The following is an 18724-nucleotide window of genomic DNA, read 5'->3' on the forward strand; positions in this document are numbered from 1 at the left end:
CCGTTCTTCCGGCAGCTCCGAGGTGATGGCCTCATCAACGCCTTGCGATCGGGCTCCATTATGCGCCGTGGTGGGCGCGTCGCCCAAACCCTGCGACGCAGATCCCAACGCGTGCCCGTCGCGGTCTATTCCCCTGTGACAGACCATTTCTTTCGATGTCGAGACATTTCACCCGGCCTTGAGGCCGTCGGCCGACCCGCCTGAGACTCGGTGCACCGCGACCGGCCAGGTCGCGGCCCATCGACACAGGGAGAAAGATCATGGCTCCGATCGGGCGCAGGCTCGCTTCGCTTCTGCTCACCACACTGACCGTCGCATCCCTGGCCGCCTGCTCCAACCAGACCTCGGAGCCGGCCGCCACCTCGTCCACGTCGGGCGAGGCCAAGACCGGCGGGACCCTGACCTACCTCGAGCCGCAGACGTGGGGCTCGCTCTACCCGCCGTCGGGTGGCTTCTACCCGAACGGCGGCCTGCTGAACAACCTCACCGACCGGCTGCTCTACCAGAACCCCGACACGCTCGAGCTGGAGCCGTGGATCGCCACGGAGCTGCCGGAGGTGAACGACGACGCCACCGAGTACACCTTCACCCTGCGCGACGACGTCACCTTCTCCGACGGCACCCCGCTGACGGCCGAGACGGTCGTGAAGAACATCGACCTGTTCGGTAAGGGCGACACCGACCGCGCGCTGCCCGTCTCGGAGGCCATCAACAACTACGAGGGCGGCGAGGTCGTCGACGAGCACACCGTCGCCTTCCACTTCAGCGCCCCGTCGCCCGGCTTCGCGCAGGCCGTCTCCACCATCAACTCCGGCCTCGTCTCCGACGCAACGCTCGACCTCGACTCCGACGGCTTCGGCCCCGGCAACGCCGAGAACTTCGTCGCCAGCGGCCCGTTCGTCGTGGAGAAGGAGGAGATCGGCACGAAGATCTCGCTGAAGGCGCGCGAGGACTACGACTGGGCGCCCCCGTCGCTCCAACACCAGGGCCGGGCGTACCTCGACGGGATCGACTACGTCGTCGCCGGCGAGAACAGCGTCCGCGTCGGCTCGCTCACCGCCGGCCAGGCCGACATCGCGCGCCAGATCGAGGCGCCGGACGAGGCGGTGGTGACGGCGGCCGGGCTGAGCATCGTCTCCGACCCGACCAACGGCGTGACCAACTCGCTCAGCATCCGGTTCCCGAGCGAGAAGCTCTCCGACATCCGGGTGCGGCAGGCGATCATCGCCGGCATCGACCGCGAGGCCATCATCGAGGCCCTGTTCTCCGACTCCTACCCGCTCGCCACGTCGTCGCTGGCCAAGGGCGCGAAGGGCTACAGGGACCAGTCGGCCAACTACGTCTACGACCAGGCCAAGGCCAACTCGCTCCTCGACGAGGCAGGCTGGGTCGCCGGCTCCGACGGCATCCGCGCCAAGGACGGGGTGAAGCTCTCGCTGGCCTTCAACATCGCGCTGCCGCAGCCCCGGTCGGCGGATGTGCTGACGATCATCCAGGAGCAGCTGCGCGAGATCGGCATCGAGGTCACGATCATCTCCGGCGACCAGGCCGCCCAGACCGCCGCCTCGGCCGACATCGACCAGGTGCAGATCTACCACTCGATGGTCGCCCGCGCCGACTACGACGTCATCAAGTCGCAGTACTACTCGGCCAACCGCAACACGCTGCAGAACCTGAGCTCCGCCACGGGCGAGGTCACGGATCCGAAGCTCGACGAGCTGCTGCTCGCCGTCGCGTCCAGCCCGGAGGAGGCCGACCGCGCCGCGGCCAGCGCCGCCGTGCAGGACTACCTCAGCGAGCAGGCCTACGTGCTGCCGCTGTTCGAGGAGCCGCAGGTCTACGGCCTCGCGACCCACGTGAAGGGCTTCTCCACCGAGTCGGTGGCGCGACCCAGCTTCTACTCCACCTGGCTCGACAGGTAACCGTCCACCGCGCGGGCGGGCCCTGCGCCCGCCCGCGGCCCGGCACCACCCCGAAGGAGGTCTCACCGTGCCGATCGTCCGCCGCATCGCCCAGGCGCTGCTGGTCATCCTGCTGGCCTTCACCGCCACCTTCATCCTCATGCAGGCTCTCCCCGGCGACGGGGTGCTCGCCCGCTACCAGAACCCGGAGCTCGGGCTGACGCCCGAGCAGATCGAGCAGCTGCGCGTCGTCTACGGCGTCGACCAGCCGGTGTGGAGCCAGTTCCTCACCAGCGTCGGGAACTACCTGGCCGGCAACTTCGGCACGTCGCTGCAGAGCGGTGCCCGCGTCGCCGACCTGATCGTCACCGCGCTGCCCGAGACCCTCGTGCTCGCCGCGGCCGGCTTCACGCTCGCGGTGATCGTGGCCGTCGCCATCGCGTTCCTGGCCTCGTTCCCGTCCATGCGGTGGCTGCGGAACGCCGTCCGATCCCTGCCCCCGCTGTTCGTGTCGGTGCCCGCCTTCTGGGTCGGCATCCTGCTGATCCAGGTCTTCTCCTTTGGGCTCGGCTGGGTCCGGGTGATCGGGGCCGACGGCCTCGAGGCGCTGATCCTGCCCGCCATCACGCTCAGCGTGCCCATCTCGGCGCCGCTCAGCCAGGTCCTCATCCAGAGCCTCGACGAGGTGGGCGAGAGCCCGTATGTCGCCATCGTCCGCTCCCGCGGCGCCGGCGAGTGGTGGGTGCTGACCCGCAACGTCGCCAAGAACGCGCTGCTCCCCACCATCACCATCGCGGGCCTGCTGTTCGGCGAGCTCGTGGCCGGGGCCGTCGTCACCGAGGCCGTGTTCGGCCGCGCCGGCATCGGCACCCTGACGGAGCAGGCGGTCGCCAACCGCGACCTGCCGGTCATCCAGGCCGTCGTGCTGCTCGCCGCCATCGGGTTCGTCGTCATCAACCTCGTCGTCGACCTTCTCTACCCGGTCATCGACCCCCGACTCCGAAGGGAGCGCACCGCATGACGGTCAGATCCTTCGCCCGCGTCGTCGCCCGCCCCGCGGCGCCGGCCCGCGTCTCCCGGCTCGCCCGGTGGCGGCCCCTGACCCGGCCCGGCTCCGTCGTCGCGCTCGTCGTGCTCGCCGTCGCGTTCGCCTTCGCGCTGTTCCCCGGCCTGTTCACCGGGTACGACCCGCTGGCCGGCGTCGCGGCCGAGACACTCAAGGCGCCGTCGGCCGCCCACTGGTTCGGCACGGACGCCACCGGCCGCGACCTGTTCTCCCGCGTCGTCCACGGCGCCCGCCACTCGCTGACGGCGGGGGCGGCGGCAGTGGGCATCGGCTTCGTCCTCGGCACGCTGCTCGGCGTCGTCGCCGGGGCGCGGCCCGGCGTCGTCGACGACGCGATCATGCGGTTCGTCGACGTGCTGCTCGCCATCCCCGGGCTGCTTCTGGCGCTCAGCGTCGTGATCCTGCTCGGCTTCGGCACCACCAACGCTGCGATCGCCGTCGGCCTGACGTCGGTGGCGATGTTCGCCCGCGTGGCCCGCTCGCAGGTCGTCAGCGTCAGCGCCACCGACTACGTCGAGGCGGCCTACGGCTCCGGCGGGACCTTCTGGCGGGTGCTGGCCCGCCACGTCCTGCCCAACTCGCTGGGCCCGGTGCTCGCGCTTGTCGCGCTGCAGTTCGGCAGCGCGATCCTGCAGATCGCCACCCTCGGGTTTCTCGGCTACGGCGCCCCGCCGCCCACGCCCGAATGGGGGCTGCTGATCTCCGAGGGCCGCAACTACATGGCCACCGCCTGGTGGCTCACGACGCTGCCCGGCGTCGTCGTCGTGGCCGTCGTGCTCGCCACCAACAAGCTGAGCTCCGCCATCCGGGAGGTGACCCGATGAGTTCCGTCCTGAGCGTCGACGACCTCGTCATCGACTACGAGACCCGCGAGGGCCGCAGCCGCGCTGTCGACGGCGTGTCCTTCGACCTGCGCCGCGGGGAGATGCTTGGCATCGTCGGCGAGTCCGGCTCCGGCAAGACGACCATCGCGCAGACGATCATCGGCCTCCAGGCCGACAACGCCCGCATCGCAGGCGGCAGCGTCCGGCTCGGCGACCTCGACCTGTTGAACGCCTCCCGCCGCGAGTGGCGGCAGGTCCGCGGCTCCCGCATCGGGCTCATCCCGCAGGATCCGGGCAACTCGCTCAACCCGCTGCGCCGCATCGGCGCGAGCATCGCCGAGCCGCTCCTGCTCCACGGAGTCGGCCGCGCCGAGGCCGACCGACGCGTCCTCGAGCTCCTCGACCTCGTCGGGATCCCGGAGCCGAAGCGCCGCGCCCGCCAGTACCCGCACGAGCTGTCCGGCGGCATGCGCCAGCGCGTCCTGATCGCCGCCGCCGTGGCCCTGGAACCCGAGGTGATCATCGCCGACGAGCCCACCAGCGCGCTCGACGTGACGGTCCAGCGCCGCATCCTCGACCTGATCGACGAGCTCCGCGCCCGCATCGAGGCCTCCGTGCTGTTCATCACGCACGACGTCGGCGTCGCCGGCGAACGCGCCGACCGGCTGCTCGTGATGCGCAGCGGCGCCCTCGAGGAGATCGGCCCGACCCCGCGCGTGCTGGCCAGCCCGCGCCAGGAGTACACGAAGCGGCTCATCGCCGACGCCCCGTCGTTCTCGGCCCGCACCCGGGAGCGCGTCGACGTGACGGGCGCCCCGCTCGTCACGGTCACGGGACTCGTGCGCGAGTTCGGCGACTTCCGCGCCGTCGACAAGGTGAGCTTCACCGTCGCCCGCGGCACCACGCACGCGCTGGTGGGGGAGTCGGGCTCCGGCAAGACCACCACCGGGCGCATCGTCGCCGGGCTGGACCGTCCCACGTCGGGCCACGTCCAGATCGGGGGCGACGAGGTGCTCGTCGGCAGGGGCGCCGCGGCGCGCCGGCAGCGGCGCACCGTGCAGCTGGTCTACCAGAACCCCTTCGGGTCGCTCGACCCGCGGCGCACCGTCGGCGAGACCATCGCGGAGCCGCTGCTGAACTTCCGGTCGACCCTTCGACAGGCTCAGGGAACCGGAGGGGCTCAGGGGGCGCGCGAGCGGAGCCGACGCGTGGCCGAGCTGCTCGACGCCGTCGCGTTGCCCCGCGACTACGCGACCCGGCTGCCGCGTGAGCTGTCCGGCGGCCAGCGGCAGCGCGTCGCCATCGCCCGCGCCCTGGTCCTCGACCCGCAGGTCGTCGTCCTCGACGAGGCCGTCTCCGCACTCGACGTCACGGTGCAGGCGCAGATCCTCGAGCTGCTCGCCGAGCTGCAGCGCGAGCGCGGCCTGACCTACCTGTTCATCTCGCACGACCTCGCGGTCGTGCGTCAGATCTCCGACACCGTCTCGGTGCTCCGCGCAGGGGTGCAGGTCGAGTCGGGGCCCACCGAAACCGTTTTCCACCGACCCGAGCACGAGTACACCCTGGCGCTGCTCGACGCCATCCCCGGCCGGCACTTCGCCACCATCTGAAGGAGGAGACCCATGACAACACCCAACATCGGCCTGTTCACGCGGCTGCTGGAGGACGCGAGTCCATCAGACCGGTACCGCTTCGCCCTCGAGCAGATCCGCGCCGCCGAGGACCTCGGCTTCACCAGCGCCTGGGTCGCGCAACACCACTTCCACGCCGACGAGGGCGGCCTGCCGTCGCCCTGGGTCCTGCTCGGCGCCGCCGCCGCGGTGACCTCGCGAGTCCGGCTCGGCACCGGCATCGTCACCCTCCCGCTCGAGGACCCGATCCGCGTCGCGGAGGACGCCGCCGTCGTCGACGCGATCAGCGGGGGTCGCGTGGAGCTCGGCGTCGGCACGGGCGGCACGCCGTCGAGCTTCACGACGTTCGGGCTGCGCTCCGACGACCGCCGACAGCTGTTCGCCGACAAGTTCGCCACCCTGATCGACGCGCTGTCGGGTCGCGAGCTGGCCGGCACTGACAACCACCTGTACCCGGAGGCCCCTGGCCTCGAGCGTCGGCTGTGGCAGGCGACGTTCTCCAGCAACGGCGGGGCTCTCGCGGGGCAGCGGGGCGACGGCCTGCTGCTGTCCCGCTCGCAGCCGCGCCCCGCCGACCGGCCCGACGCCTCGCTGACGGAGATCCAGACGCCCATCGTCGAGGCCTACCTCGCCGCGCTCGACGGCCGACCCGCGCGCCTGCTCGCGTCCCGCACGATCGTGGTGGTCGACGAGGAGAACCGGACCCGCGTCCTGGAGGCCGCGCTGCCGTCCCTGCGCCGGTTCGCCGCCGGCTTCGGGGGACGTGACGCCGGCGACCTCTCCGCCGACGAGGTGCTGCGTGTCACCGACTCCTACTTCGGCACCGCGGACGAGGTCATCGACGCGCTGCGCCGCGATGCCGTCGCGCTGGGCGCCACCGAGATCGCCGCCCAGGTGCACTCGCTGGAGCCCGGGCATGAGATCACGCTGCGCTCCCTGGAGCTGCTCGCCACCCGGGTCGCCCCGGCGCTGGGCTGGGGGCTCGCGGCATGAGCGACATCATCGACCTGATCTCCGGCGCCGGTCCGGACGTCCATGCCCTGCGCGACGCCCGACCCCAGGCCAGGGAGAACGCGCAACTCAGCTTCGAGGCGCTCTTCGAGCCGGCCGAGCCCGGCACCTTCGCGCCCGAGGAACGCCTGGCCGTCGCCGCCTTCGTGTCGGCCCTGCACGGGGACGAGGACGCCGCGGCGTTCTACGGGGACCTCCTCGCCGACGTCGCAGACCCTGCATTCGTCGCCGCCGTCGCCGAGTCCGCCGCCGCGCTGTGCTCGCAGGGACCGACGGGCACCTACCGGGAGCCTGCCCTCGCACCCGAGTCGACGCCGACCGTCGACGCCGTCCTGCCCCCGGCCCAGGCCGAGCTGCTGGGCCGCCGCCTGGCGGCGGGCCTCGAGCACGCGCACGTGCTCGTCTTCCACCCCCGCGACTCCCGCCAGGAGCGCCTCGAGACGCTGATCCTGGCGGGCTGGAGCCTCGAGGACATCGTCTCGCTGTCGCAGGCCGTCGCCTTCCTCTCCTTCCAACTTCGAGCCGCGGCCGGCCTCCGGGCACTGGCCGCCGAGGAGGCCTCATGACCACCATCACCGCGGGCATCACTCCCGTCGAACCCGACCTGTTCCCCGACGGCTTCGTCGTCGGCGGACTCGGCTGGCAGCCCTGGATCGAGCCCGTCCCGGTCGACGAGCTGACCGACGTCCAGCGCGACGCGCTGATCGAGCCCGAGCGCTCCGAGAGCCCCTACTTCCGGCTGCTCGCCCGCGACCCCGCCATTCTCAAGGCGCGCACCCTGACGGATCTCGACATCTTCTACAACGCGGCCGACGGGCTCCCGCGGGCGGAGCGTGAGCTCGGGGCCGCCGCCGCGTCGCGGCTCAACGGCTGCACGTTCTGCGCATCGGTGCACAGCAGCTTCGCCATCCGGCAGGACCCGAACCGCGCCGCCCAGGTCGAGCAGCTGCTGGCCGACGGGGTCGGGGCGGACCTCGGCGACGAGCGGACCAACGCCATCGTCGACGCCGTGGCGGCGCTCACCGCCACCCCGGTGCGCTTCGACGCCGGGCATGTCGCGCGGCTGCGGGAGGTCGGTCTCGACGACCTCGCGATCGTCGACCTCGTCAACTCGGGGGCCTTCTTCAGCTGGGCGAACCGCCTCATGCTGAGCCTCGGCGAGCCGACCGACGCCGCGCGTCGCCGAGCCCGACGCCGGGCTCAGCCCGACTGAATGAAAGCGGATCCGACGGATGGGGGAGGCTCCGGTCGGTTGTTCAGCCGGTGGGGCGGAAGTTGATGGAGGTGGTGTCCATGATCCAGCCGCGGATCGGTTGTTTCTCGGGTGGCGGATGAGTCGGCGGGGGTATCTGGTCGGGGATGTCGCGTTCGATGGCCAGTCCGTGGCGGTTGGTGAACCGCAGCCCGGCCGGGGCACCGGGGTCGCCGTCGATGGTGAACTCTCCCTGGTGGTGTTCCCGGTGATGCCTGGAACACAACGAGATCAACGTGTCGATGTCGGTGGGGCCACCCTCGGACCAGTGATAGAGGTGGTGATTCTCCAGGAACCCGGCGACGGTGCAGCCCGGGAACCGGCAGCCGCCGTCGCGGTCCTCGATGAGCCGCCTGGTGCGTTCGGGCACGATCCGCATGCTCCGTCCCACGGAGACGGGTTTCGCATCCTTGGTCCAGACGGGTTTCAGGGTCCCGTCGCAGGTCAGCTTCTTCATCAGCCGTGACGGCAACGAGCCACGTTTGTTGATCCACCCGTTCCCGTCGGCATCCAGATGCACCAGCACTCGGTAATGCTCCCGGCGGGACGCCGGCGAAGCCTGATGCAGACTCCGCGACGCGCACTCCACCAGCCCGTCGGCCAGGGTCGCTTCGGTGTCGCCGGCGGTGAACAGCGCGTCCTTGGCCTCCCGGATGGCCTGCTCCACCAGCGCCCCGTCCAGCGGGTTCGCGTCGAACCGCAACACGAACCGCCCCTCCTGGAGGCTCATCTGCAGTCTGGGTGCGTCATCGACCGGCGCCACGGGCTCGGGAGGATCGGCCACCGGCCCCGGCGTGCCGGGTTCGAACAGGTACTTCGGCAACACGCGGCGTAGCTGTGACACGGTCGCGGCCTGCACGAACTCGGTCACCGATTCGGCATACTCGGTGGGCACGTGGCGGGCGACGACGACCATCTGATCCAGACTCACCGTCCCCCGGGCCAGGCGGGCCTCCAACTCGGGGAAGTCGCCCTTCCTGCGAGCGACGGCCACGATGTCGGCGGCGCGGGAGGGGGAGACGGCGGTCATCAACTGCAGCCAGTGCTCAGGGGACCTGATCCCGCCACCGGACCAGCAGTTGGTCTCCAGCACCTCGACCATCAGGTCCACCAGATCGGCGTTGAGTTGCGCGGCCTGGCCCGCGATGACGCCCGCACGGCGGGAGGCGACCTCCCACGCATCGGCTCCGGCGTCCCTCAACGAATCCATATCTAATCATACACCCGTACGAATCCAGGAACAAGGGTTCCCACCCCCGAAAACCGTTCAAAGTCCCGCCGGTCCGCCCTCGGCATCCGCGACCTCGCCGACCGGGTCGCGAGATCACCACTCGAACCCGGAGGACCTAGACCCCCACACCCTCAAGTGCGATGGGCCCGCAATCCTCCGGCTACTTCGCTCCGCTGAAGTGCTCGTAGAGCATGGCGGGCAGGGCCTTGGACAGCTCGGCCAGCAGCGCAGCGTCATGGAAGATGTCGTCGACCAGTAGCGGGGTCTGCTCGCGGACGTCCATGAGGACGTCCATGAACACCTTGCCGAGGGTAGGGGATTCGGCGAACTGCTGCGGGGTGTTGGCGGCTGCCTGTTGCGCGAGTCCCTGGTGGTGGGCGAGGTTGACGACGATGTTGGACATGGCGCCTGCGACGACGTCGGTGCCGTAGGTGTCGCCGAAGCGTTCGTTGAGTTTGACGATGATGGCTTCGAGTTCGCTGCGGTGCTTCTCGTGGATGGTGCCGGAGCCGACGGCGGTGATGGGGTCGAGGCCCGCTCCCTGCTCAAGGTTCAGCTTCACGGCTGCGCCTTTGCTGATGGTGTAGTCGGTGAGCTGGACCTGGGAGATGTCGATGGGATCTTCGTAGGTGGCGGTCGACAGTTGCGGGAGGATCCGGCGGAGGAAGTAGTACAGGCGGGGCAGTGAGGTGTCTTCCAGGTTGCGGGCCTGGGAGATGAAGTCGTAGAACTTCACGAAGGCGGCCGCGTCGGACTTGAACAGTTTCAGTTCGTCCTGCTCTGGCTGGTCGTCGTCGAGGACGGCGTTGGTCCACCTCTTGGAGAACCGGTCGACGGCGGGCGCGGTGGCCGCGGTGATGGCACTGTTCGCGTTGGCGCCACCCTTGTGGACGGCCTCGATGGCCTGCTCGACCTCGGAGGTGTCGTAGATGCCGGAGGCATCGAGCTTGGTCTTGAGGTCGTAGACGAGGTTCGGGTCGGTGGTGGCGGTGAGGGTGGCCTTGCGGTAGTACGGTTTGAACGCCTCGAGGACATCCTCGGGGTCATTGACGAAGTCCAGGACGAAGGTCTTGTCCTTGCCGGGGTAGGTGCGGTTCAGCCGGGACAGGGTCTGCACGGCCTGGACGCCGCCGAGTTTCTTGTCGACGTACATGGCGACGAGGCGGGGCTGGTCGAAGCCGGTCTGGTACTTCTCGGCGACGATCATCACGTTGTAGGTCGACGGCTTGAACGCTTCGGCGAGGTCGCCGGTCCACACGCCGGGGTTCTGGGTGTGTTCGGTGAGGTTCTCGCCGACGTCTTCGGGGTCGTCGACGGTGCCGGAGAACGCGACCAGTGCCTTCACACCGGGAATGTGGTTGTCGGTGACGTAGGCGTCGAGGTACTTCTTCCAGCGGACGGCTTCCTTGCGGGAGCCGGTCACGACCATCGCCTTGGCCTTCCCGTCGAGCAGCTTTGCGACGAAGCCGCAGAAGTGGTCGACGACGATCTTGGCTTTCTGCGAGATGTTCGTCGGGTGGAGCCGCACGTACTGCACAAGGGCCTTGACCGCGGTCGACTCGTCAACCTCACTGCCGGGGTTGTCGTAGTCGCCGCCGGGGTGCTGCAACTGCCAGGCCACCTTGTAGGGGGTGTAGTTGGTCAGCACGTCGAGGATGAACTGCTCCTCGATGGCCTGCTGCATCGAGTACAGGTCGAACGGCTCGGGCAGCGTGCCGCCTTCGGGGACGGTGCCGAACAGTTCGAGGGTCTTGGCCTTCGGGGTGGCGGTGAATGCGAAGTAGGAGATGTTCGGCGCGTGCGCGGTCACGGACTGCGCCCACTGCAGGTAGTCCTCGCTGCTGACCTCCGCCCCCTCGGCGACCTCCTTGAGTTCGTCGGGGGACAGGACCTTGGTCAGGGCACCTGCGGTGGAGCCGGTCTGGGAGGAGTGGGCCTCGTCGGCGATCACCGCGAACCGGCGACCCTTCAACTCGGGGGAGGTGTCGATCAGGTTGATCAGCGCCTCGAACGTCTGGATCGTGACGATCACGATCTGCTTGCCGCCCGTCAGCGCGGAGGCCAACGCGGCGGACTTCGACGAGTCCAGGCCGGCGGTGATGGACTGCACCACGCCCTTGTGGTGCTCGAACTGCGCGATCGAGTCCTGCAGCTGCTTGTCCAGCACGGTGCGGTCGGTCACGACCACAACAGTGTCGAACACCTTCTCATCGGCGGAGCTGTGGAGGGTGGAGAGCTGGTGCGCGAGCCAGGAGATGGAGTTCGTCTTCCCGGAGCCGGCCGAGTGCTGGATCAGGTACCGCTGCCCGGACCCCTTGGCGCGGGCGTCCTCGACCAGGCGGGTGACGGCCCGCCACTGGTGGTAGCGGGGAAACAGGATCTTCTCGACCCGGGTCTTCTTCCCCGTGTCGTGGTCCACCTCCGTCTCGACAGCCGTGTGCATGAACGAGCCGAGGATCCGCAGCCACGTGTCGCGCTGCAGGATCTCTTCCCAGAAGTACGACGACGCCGACCCGTCCGGGTTCAGCGGGTTCCCCGCACCCTCGTCGTTGCCCTTGTTGAACGGCAGGAACCGGGTCTTGTCATCGGCGAGTCGGGTGGTCATCGCGACCTGGCTGTTCGACACCGCGAAATGCACCAACGCCCGCTTGCCGTGGCCGAACAGCGGTTCACCGGCCGGGGAGCGGTCGAACTGGTACTGCTTGGTCGCGTTCGACAGCGTCTGCGTGAAGTCTGTCTTCAACTCCACCGTCGCCACCGGCAACCCGTTGACGAACAACACCAGATCCAGGGCCTTCTTCGGATGCTTGGCCGAGTAGTGCACCTGACGCATCACCCGCAGCCGCATCCTGGAATACGCCGCCAGCGTGTCCGGGTTCAGAGCCGTGGCCGGCCGGAACTGCGCCAGCTGCACCTTCACCGACCCACCCGATGGCGGCACGAAACTGAACCCGTTCCGCAGCACATTCAGCGTGCCGCCATGCTTGAACGGATCGTTGTCCAGGGCCTTCACCAGCCGACCCAGCAGCAGCGTCTTCGCCGCCTCCTGCAGAGCCGCGGAGTCGCCCGGACGGAGGACCTTCGCGTACTGGGCCGGCTGCGTGTCCGCGAACCACCCCAACACGTCCTCTGGGAACAGGGCCAGCGTCTTGTCGTAGCCCGAATCATCGGGCGAGTACAGCCACCCGTTTGCGGCGAGATGCTGGCAGATCTCCGTCTCCAGCACCACCTCCAGATGGCCCCCGGCAACCCCACTCATGCGCTCACTCCTACATCGACCTTGCCCGTCACCGCAGCCGAAATCAGCGCCGCCCGCCGCTCGCGTGCCAGCTGTATCGCCTCTGTCGCAAGCCCGATCGCCTCGTCGATTGGTTTGGTGCTAAGCCTCACGTGGGCGACGATTGCATGCTGCTCGGCTGCCGGTGGCATCGCGACGAGGGTGCGTTCCAGTTTCTCGGCTGTGAAGTGCAGAATTGTCGAGACATTGGCGATCATTTCGATACCGCCGCAGGCGCGCATCACATCGAGCTGCAGTCCGAGGAACGCCGCGGATGCATCGTGTCGTGGTCGCACACGGTTGACTGTCTTCTGGAATCCCCATCCCGGCAAGTCGTCTTCAAGAGCCACGTTGACGCCGATTGATCCGCCTTCGACGACCAACAGGTCGCCCGCGCGCAGGCTGTACCTCCGCTGCTCCACGAGAGAGAATGGCATCTGGTTTGCTGAGTCCAAGTCCAGCTGGCCTGGGCGGATGTTCGCGGCGCGGACGTATGGGAGCGGCTCCCCGTCAGTCGTCTCAAACTTGGCCGCGTCGAGCATCTTGCCGAGGGTGACGGTAAACCAGCGGGAGAGCCTTGAGACCGACCAGTGAGCGGGCACCTGTCCAAACCAATCCACTTCGCTCGACTGCATCTCGGCGCGACAGTCGAGCCCCTTCGTGACAGCCTGTGCCACCACCGAGGCTCGGCGTTCGGTGAGGAGGGTGATGAGTTGCTCGTTCTTCGCGATGAACGCGTCGATCTGTGCCGTCTCCCGATCCAGGAAGTCCGCAATCGCCCGCTGCTCTGACGGAGGTATCAAGGGGACGTGGATGGTCTTCAGAACTCGGAATGGAACCTCAGTAGTTCGTACCGCGCCGCTTTCGTCACCGGCAGCGATACCACGTTCACGCCGGATCATCTCCCCTGTGAACCACCCTGACTTCATGAGGTACACGACAAAGCGCGGATCAACTGATGGTCGCGGCCGCATCACCTCATAGTGGTACGTGACGTAACCCGCCTCCCTTGCCTCGCCCATTGCACCGGCGCGGACACTCATCTTGTTGAACACGATGTCGCCTGGCTGGCAAGTCTTGTAATGATCAAGGGATTCGGCGCGTGGAGGACGGTCGCTCAGCTCATCGCGGCGCAACACGCCCCTGGTTTGTGATACGGACAAGAGCGGAAGATCGGCGCCGGGTCGCTTCTGATCCACTCGCTGCACGAGAGCTCCGAAACGTATGGTTGTCACTTTTCGACCTCTTGGAGCATGGTGCGGAGGTCGTTCATGACTGCTTCGAGGTCGCGGTCGATGTCTTCGAGGGGGCGGGGTGGGACGTACTTGTAGAAGTGGCGGGTGAAGGGGATTTCGGCGCCTTCTCTGGTCTTGGTGTGGTCGATCCAGGCGTCGGGGGCGTAGGGGAGGACTTCGCGGGTGAGGTAGTCGTTGATGTTCTGGTCCCAGGGCACGTTCTCGGTGTCGCGGAGGGACGGGTCGGGTTCGGGGTTGCCCTTGGTGTCGGTGCAGATATCTGCGGTGTCGTCCTGTTCGCCGAGGGCGGCGGTGATGGCCTTGATGATGGGCATGGGTAGTTTGATGCCCTGGGCAACGGCTGCCGCGAGGAGGGCCTTGCGGAACGTGTCGCGGTTGGTCCAGGACTGTCCGGTGTCGAGGGTTTCGAGGGCGTTGCGCAGGCTGGTGGCGGTGGCGTCGTCGAGTTTCTGGACGGGTTTCGCGTCGAAGACGGCGTCGATGGCCTCGGCGGTGGCCTGCCAGCGGAGCCTGAGGGGCCGTTCGACGGTGATGGTGCGGTAGAGGAAGTCCTCGTTGTGGAAGATCTTCGACTCGTCCGCGTCGGCGAAGTCGTCGTAGAGCTCCACGATGCGGGTGATGTCCTGGGCGGAGAGTTCGTTGCGTTTGGAGCCAAGCCCCTTGCGGAGTTTGGTGTAGAACTCGCGGGCGTCGATGAGCTGGACCTTGCCCTTGCGTTCGGGGCGTTTGCGGTTGGTGAGGATCCAGATGTAGGTGGAGATGCCGGTGTTGTAGAACATGTCCTTCGGCAGGCCGATGATCGCGCCGACGAGGTCGCTGTCGAGGAGCCATTTGCGGATGTTCGACTCTCCGCCGCCGGCGCCGCCGGAGAACAGGGGCGAGCCGTTGAGGACGATGGCCATGCGGGAGCCGCCGTCCTCTGGCTTGCGCATCTTGGACACGAGGTGGAGGAGAAACAGCATGGCGCCGTCGGAGACGGCGGGGGTGCCGGGCCCGAAGCGGCCGACGAAGCCGAGGGTGGCGTGTTCGTGGTCGACCTCTTCGCGCTGGTCCTTCCAGTCGACGCCGAAGGGCGGGTTGGACAGGCCGTAGTCGAACTTCTTGTCGGGGAAGCGGTCGTCGGTGAGGGTGTCGCCGAGGGCGATGTTGTCGACGTCCTGGCCCTTGATGACCATGTCTGCCTTGCAGATGGCGTAGGAGGCGTCGTTGTAGTCCTGGCCGTAGAGGCTGAGCTGGATGCCGGGGTTCATCGCGCGGAGGTGCTCGTCGGCGACCGAGAGCATGCCGCCGGTGCCGGCGGTGGGGTCGTAGATCGAGCGGACCACGCCGGGCTTGGAGAGGGCGTCGTCGTCGGTGGCGAACAGCAGCTGCACCATCAGGGAGATGACTTCGCGGGGCGTGTAGTGGTCGCCGGCGGTCTCGTTGGAGCGCTCGTTGGCCCACCGGATGAGTTCCTCGAACACGAGGCCCATCTGGATGTTGGAGACGGTCTTGGGGTGGAAGTCCGCCTGGGCGAACTTCTCCGTGACGGCGAACAGCTTGTTCTTCTCCGCCAGCTTGTTCAGGGTCTTGTCGAACTCGAAGCGCTCGAAGATGTCACGCACGTTCGGGGAGAACCCGGCGATGTAGGAGGCGATGTTCTGCCGCAGGTCCTGCGGGTCCGCGACCAGTTTGGCGAAGTCGAACGGGCTCGTGTTGTAGAACTGGCGGCCGGAAGCCGCGGTCAGGAGATTGTGCCGGACCACGTCGGGAAGGCTGGTGACCGTGGGTGCCTTCGCCAGGACATCGGGTTTGGTGTCGGCCAGGACGGCGTCGAGGCGACGCAGCACCGTGAACGGCAGCACCACCGAGCCGTACTCCGACGGCTTGAACGGCCCGCGAAGGGACTCGGCGATGTTCCAGATGAACGAGACGTGATTGACCACGTGGGGCACTCCTGTAAGTGACGGGCAGTCGACGAACACCTGGGTGCGTCGTAGGTCCATCTTGGCCCACTCCCGGCAGTGCTGCTGCCCGGGCTTCTGAAGCTACTGAACGACCGCGGCTCCCCGGGCCTGCACGACCCGCACGCCGGGGGCTCCGACGAAGCGGTACCCGACGCCGCGGACGGTGGTCACGACGTTGTGCCAGTCGCCGAGTCGGGCCCTCAGCCTGCGCACCGTCACGTCGACGACCCGCTCGCCCGAGGGTGGCTCGCCGCCCCAGACCTCGTCGAACAGCTCCTGCCGTCCCAGCGTCGCGGACCCGGCGGCGACGAGGCACGCGAGCACGTCGAACTCACGCTCCGAGAGGCCGAGGTCCACGCCGTCGACGCGTGCCTGCAGGCGGCCGAGGTCGATCACCAGCCCGGGCTCGCGCGGGGCAGGCCGTCTGGCGGCCCGCGCCGGGTGCAGCGGGACCACCTGCGTCTCCGCGGCGGGCAGCAGGGCCGACAGCTGCAGGCGCAGCGCCTGGGCCACGCGGGGAAGGGTCGTGCCGGCGCGGCGCGCGTCCTCCTCGGTAAGGGTGACGGTCAGGACGAAGCCGGTCGGATGCGAGGGGGTGGGAGTGCCCATGGTGTCGCTCTCGATGCTGAAGACCCGGACCTCCGGGTCGGTGTGCTGAAGAAAGGGGCTCGCCGGGACAGCCCGGGGCAGGGGAGGGTTTCAGCGACAGCGACGACACATCATCGCGGCAGCAGCGGCGGCGGAGCACGGCAGCGCGAGAAGATCGGTCATGGCGGCGATGCTAACCCGGGAACCGGGCCCCACCGCCGGGTGCCCGAGCCTGTTTCGCGCCCGGCGGAACCCGGTCGGGTGATCGCTCAGCCGTCGATGGACGGCGGGAGGCACCGCAGGGGGCGACTCGTGCAAGATGGGGGCCATGGCCATCTTCGACGTCCCCCTCGCTGAGCTCCAGACCCGCGGCACCATCAAGTGGCGCCGCTTCGAGGCCGACGTCCTGCCCATGTTCGTCGCCGAGATGGACGCCCACCTGGCCCCCGCCATCCGCGCCCGGCTCGAGCGGGCACTCGCCGAGGGCGACACCGGCTACCCCGAGCTGCCCGCCTACCAGGAGGCGCTGGCCGACTTCGCCGCGTGGCAGTGGGGCTGGGAGTTCTCGCCGTCGGACGCCACGCTGGTCACCGACGTCGTCACCGGCATGCGCGACGCGCTCACCGCGGTCACCGAACCGGGCGATCCCGTCGTGATCAACTCCCCGATCTACCCGCCCTTCCGCGGCGTCAGCTATGACCGCACGATCGTCGACGTACCGATGCTGGACGACCGGCTGGACCTCGAGGGCCTCGCGGAGGCCTTCGAGGAGCACCGCCCCAAGGCGTACCTGCTGTGCTCGCCGCACAACCCCAACGGCACCATCCACACTGCCGAGGAGCTCGCCGAGGTCGCGCGGCTGGCCGACCGGTTCGGCGTCGTCGTCATCTCCGACGAGATCCACGCCCCTCTGGCCGGGGCCGCCCACACCCCGTACCTGGCGGTGCCGGGGGCGCACGACGCGGTGATCGTGACGTCCGCGTCGAAGTCGTGGAACCTCGCGGCACTCAAGGCCGGCCTGATCGTCGGATCGGCGTCCGTCCGCGACCGTCTGCGGCCGATGGTCTCCGACGGCGCGAGCTACTTCGGCGTCCTCGCGCACGTCGCCGCGCTGGCCGACGGCCGCGACTGGGTCCGCGAGGCGGCCGACGAGATCGAGGGCAACAAGGCGTTCTTCGCGGCCCAGCTGGCCGAACACCTCCCGACGCTGAGCTACACGCCGCTGCCCGGCACCTATCTCGCATGGCTCGACTGCTCGCCGCTCGGCCTGGAGAGCCCCGTCGACCACTTCCACCAGGTCGCCCGCGTGCGGTTCAACGCGGGCAGGGACTTCGCGCCCTACGCTCAGCAGTTCGTGCGCGTGAACCTCGCCACCAGCCACGACATCATCGCCGAGGCAGTCCGCAGGCTTGCGGCGTCGGTCTCGTAACCGTCACGATCGCCCCGGACCCGCGTGTGCCATCGCGCGGACCTCGTAGGCTGGGGCAGGAAGAGAACCGAGGAGGAACAATGGCGCTTCCCGAGGCTGCCTGGCGTGTCACGTACACCCCGGGAAACTGGCTCGTGCTGTCCGGCCCCACCACCCTCGTGGTGATGCTGCCCGCGCCGGCGCGCGCCTCCGGGCTCGTCGCGGACCTGTGGACCGCGATCCTCTCGGCGGGCTCCGTCGAGGCACTCCTGAACCTTGTCCATGAGGTCGGGCTCGACGCCATGCCCCACCTTGGCGCGTTCTTCTGGGAAGGCGGGACACTGCACGGCCTGACCCGCGGCGACGTCCGCGTGCTCGATGCGGACACGGGCGACGTGGCGCTCGAGGGCAGCGGGAGCATCACGTGGCGCGAGGAGGACCTCGGCGCGGAGCGACGCCTCAGGATCGACCTCGAGCCCGTCGCGGGCGACGAGGTGCTGCACCTCCCGCTCGTGGTCGGCGCCGTCTGCGTCTCCTCCCTGGAGCTGAGCACCGTGGACCGGGTCGTCTTCCCGGTCGCGGGGGGAGAGCCTCTTGCACCGGTCGTCGCCGCCGTCCCGGCCCCCGAGCAGCCCGTCGAGGACGCCCCGACACCGGCCTTCGTACCCGAGCCGGAGGTCGTCGACAGCGCCGCGGACCTCACCGACCTCGACCTGGGTGCCCCCGACCCGGCGGCCGCCATCGCCGGCGTGCCGATCCCTGCGCCCGCCGTCGTGCCCCCGGCCCCGGCCCCGGTCGCGGCGGAGGCGGAAGGCGGCACGATCTTCTCCACGGGCCTGGCGGCCACCCACAAGCCGCCGACGGCCGATGCGGACGGACAGGTCCTGGCGGTGCCCTGCGCCAACGGGCATCCCAACGCACCGGGCACCCGCACCTGCCGGCTCTGCCAGGCCCCCGTCGACTCGTCCAACCCCCGGGTCATCCGCCGCCCGGTGCTGGCCGGCGTCCACACCAACGGCGGCGACTTCGCCGACATCGTCGCCGGCGTCGTGATCGGCCGTGCGCCCGATGCTGCGCATGGTCCGGCCGGGTCGGGGCTGCTGCGCGTCCAGAGCCCCAGCAGCGACATCTCCCGCAATCACCTCCTGGTCACCACCCGCGACTGGAACGTGCACGTGACTGACCTCAACTCCACCAACGGCACCATGGTGCTTCCCGTCGGGGAGGCGCCCTTCGCGCTGCGCGACGGCGCCTCGGTGCAGGTGGAGATCGGCACCGTTCTGGACCTGGGCGACGGGGTCTCCGTCCGCATCGAGCCGCCCCGAGGCTGACG

General features: G+C 69.1%; 14 protein-coding genes. 9 read left to right on the plus strand and 5 right to left on the minus strand.

The features are described from left to right. Positions 1-260: 260 nt before the first annotated feature. The 7 genes from KDB89_RS01560 to KDB89_RS14560 all read left to right on the plus strand — a co-directional run bounded on the left by KDB89_RS01560 (position 261) and on the right by KDB89_RS14560 (position 7646). Positions 261-1922, plus strand: a complete 1662-nt coding sequence (locus KDB89_RS01560) for a TIGR04028 family ABC transporter substrate-binding protein (protein WP_219082867.1) — start codon at positions 261-263, stop codon at positions 1920-1922. Between the two features lie 67 nt (positions 1923-1989). Then, the gene (locus tag KDB89_RS01565; protein ID WP_219082869.1) at positions 1990-2922 is read left to right on the plus strand and encodes an ABC transporter permease; all 933 of its coding nucleotides are present in this window, start codon (positions 1990-1992) and stop codon (positions 2920-2922) included. Then, complete coding sequence (locus tag KDB89_RS01570; RefSeq protein ID WP_219082871.1) at positions 2919-3791, plus strand: ABC transporter permease; 873 nt, start codon at positions 2919-2921, stop codon at positions 3789-3791. Before KDB89_RS01565 ends, KDB89_RS01570 begins: the two co-directional genes overlap by 4 nt. After that, on the plus strand, positions 3788-5401 hold the full coding sequence (locus KDB89_RS01575; protein WP_219082873.1) for a dipeptide ABC transporter ATP-binding protein: 1614 nt from the start codon (positions 3788-3790) through the stop codon (positions 5399-5401). Before KDB89_RS01570 ends, KDB89_RS01575 begins: the two co-directional genes overlap by 4 nt. Positions 5402-5413: 12 nt before the next feature. After that, complete coding sequence (locus KDB89_RS01580) at positions 5414-6415, plus strand: putative FMN-dependent luciferase-like monooxygenase (RefSeq protein ID WP_219082875.1); 1002 nt, start codon at positions 5414-5416, stop codon at positions 6413-6415. Then, a complete protein-coding gene (locus KDB89_RS14555) occupies positions 6412-6999 on the plus strand; it encodes a CMD domain protein (RefSeq protein WP_255556097.1) in 588 nt (195 codons plus the stop codon). The genes KDB89_RS01580 and KDB89_RS14555 overlap by 4 nt, the downstream gene beginning before the upstream one ends. Then, a complete protein-coding gene (locus KDB89_RS14560) occupies positions 6996-7646 on the plus strand; it encodes an alkylhydroperoxidase domain protein (RefSeq protein WP_255556098.1) in 651 nt (216 codons plus the stop codon). Before KDB89_RS14555 ends, KDB89_RS14560 begins: the two co-directional genes overlap by 4 nt. A gap of 43 nt (positions 7647-7689) precedes the next feature. Here the strand turns inward: KDB89_RS14560 and KDB89_RS01590 are convergent, their stop codons facing one another. The 5 genes from KDB89_RS01590 to KDB89_RS01610 form a co-directional block, all read right to left on the minus strand. Beyond that, positions 7690-8895 (minus strand): HNH endonuclease signature motif containing protein, encoded by a 1206-nt coding sequence (locus KDB89_RS01590; protein WP_219082877.1) that lies wholly within the window; start codon positions 8893-8895, stop codon positions 7690-7692. A 181-nt stretch (positions 8896-9076) separates the two neighbouring features. Then, positions 9077-12175 carry a type I restriction endonuclease subunit R gene (locus KDB89_RS01595; RefSeq protein WP_219082879.1) on the minus strand — a complete coding sequence of 1033 codons (3099 nt, stop codon included), beginning with the start codon at positions 12173-12175 and terminating at the stop codon, positions 9077-9079. Further along, positions 12172-13392, minus strand: a complete 1221-nt coding sequence (locus KDB89_RS01600; RefSeq protein ID WP_219082881.1) for a restriction endonuclease subunit S — start codon at positions 13390-13392, stop codon at positions 12172-12174. The genes KDB89_RS01595 and KDB89_RS01600 overlap by 4 nt, the downstream gene beginning before the upstream one ends. A gap of 32 nt (positions 13393-13424) precedes the next feature. Then, complete coding sequence (locus KDB89_RS01605; protein WP_219082882.1) at positions 13425-15374, minus strand: type I restriction-modification system subunit M; 1950 nt, start codon at positions 15372-15374, stop codon at positions 13425-13427. Positions 15375-15476: 102 nt separating this feature from the next. Beyond that, positions 15477-16004 (minus strand): winged helix-turn-helix domain-containing protein, encoded by a 528-nt coding sequence (locus KDB89_RS01610; RefSeq protein WP_219082884.1) that lies wholly within the window; start codon positions 16002-16004, stop codon positions 15477-15479. Positions 16005-16311: 307 nt separating this feature from the next. On the opposite strand from KDB89_RS01610, the gene KDB89_RS01615 reads away from it, so the two are divergent. Then, a complete protein-coding gene (locus KDB89_RS01615; RefSeq protein WP_219082885.1) occupies positions 16312-17412 on the plus strand; it encodes a MalY/PatB family protein in 1101 nt (366 codons plus the stop codon). Between the two features lie 80 nt (positions 17413-17492). Then, positions 17493-18722 (plus strand): FHA domain-containing protein, encoded by a 1230-nt coding sequence (locus KDB89_RS01620; protein WP_219082887.1) that lies wholly within the window; start codon positions 17493-17495, stop codon positions 18720-18722. Positions 18723-18724 lie beyond the last annotated feature (2 nt).

The sequence above is a fragment of the Tessaracoccus palaemonis genome, assembly GCF_019316905.1.
Classification (GTDB): domain Bacteria; phylum Actinomycetota; class Actinomycetes; order Propionibacteriales; family Propionibacteriaceae; genus Arachnia; species Arachnia palaemonis.

What these genes read in the sequence shown, in the direction of transcription:
- KDB89_RS01560 (WP_219082867.1), top strand. Translation starts at nt 261, where the DNA reads ATGGCTCCGATCGGGCGCAGGCTCGCTTCGCTTCTGCTCACCACACTG.
- KDB89_RS01570 (WP_219082871.1), top strand. Translation starts at nt 2,919, where the DNA reads ATGACGGTCAGATCCTTCGCCCGCGTCGTCGCCCGCCCCGCGGCGCCG.
- KDB89_RS01575 (WP_219082873.1), top strand. Translation starts at nt 3,788, where the DNA reads ATGAGTTCCGTCCTGAGCGTCGACGACCTCGTCATCGACTACGAGACC.
- KDB89_RS01580 (WP_219082875.1), top strand. Translation starts at nt 5,414, where the DNA reads ATGACAACACCCAACATCGGCCTGTTCACGCGGCTGCTGGAGGACGCG.
- KDB89_RS14555 (WP_255556097.1), top strand. Translation starts at nt 6,412, where the DNA reads ATGAGCGACATCATCGACCTGATCTCCGGCGCCGGTCCGGACGTCCAT.
- KDB89_RS14560 (WP_255556098.1), top strand. Translation starts at nt 6,996, where the DNA reads ATGACCACCATCACCGCGGGCATCACTCCCGTCGAACCCGACCTGTTC.
- KDB89_RS01590 (WP_219082877.1), bottom strand. Translation starts at nt 8,895, where the DNA reads ATGGATTCGTTGAGGGACGCCGGAGCCGATGCGTGGGAGGTCGCCTCC.
- KDB89_RS01595 (WP_219082879.1), bottom strand. Translation starts at nt 12,175, where the DNA reads ATGAGTGGGGTTGCCGGGGGCCATCTGGAGGTGGTGCTGGAGACGGAG.
- KDB89_RS01610 (WP_219082884.1), bottom strand. Translation starts at nt 16,004, where the DNA reads ATGGGCACTCCCACCCCCTCGCATCCGACCGGCTTCGTCCTGACCGTC.
- KDB89_RS01615 (WP_219082885.1), top strand. Translation starts at nt 16,312, where the DNA reads ATGGCCATCTTCGACGTCCCCCTCGCTGAGCTCCAGACCCGCGGCACC.
- KDB89_RS01620 (WP_219082887.1), top strand. Translation starts at nt 17,493, where the DNA reads ATGGCGCTTCCCGAGGCTGCCTGGCGTGTCACGTACACCCCGGGAAAC.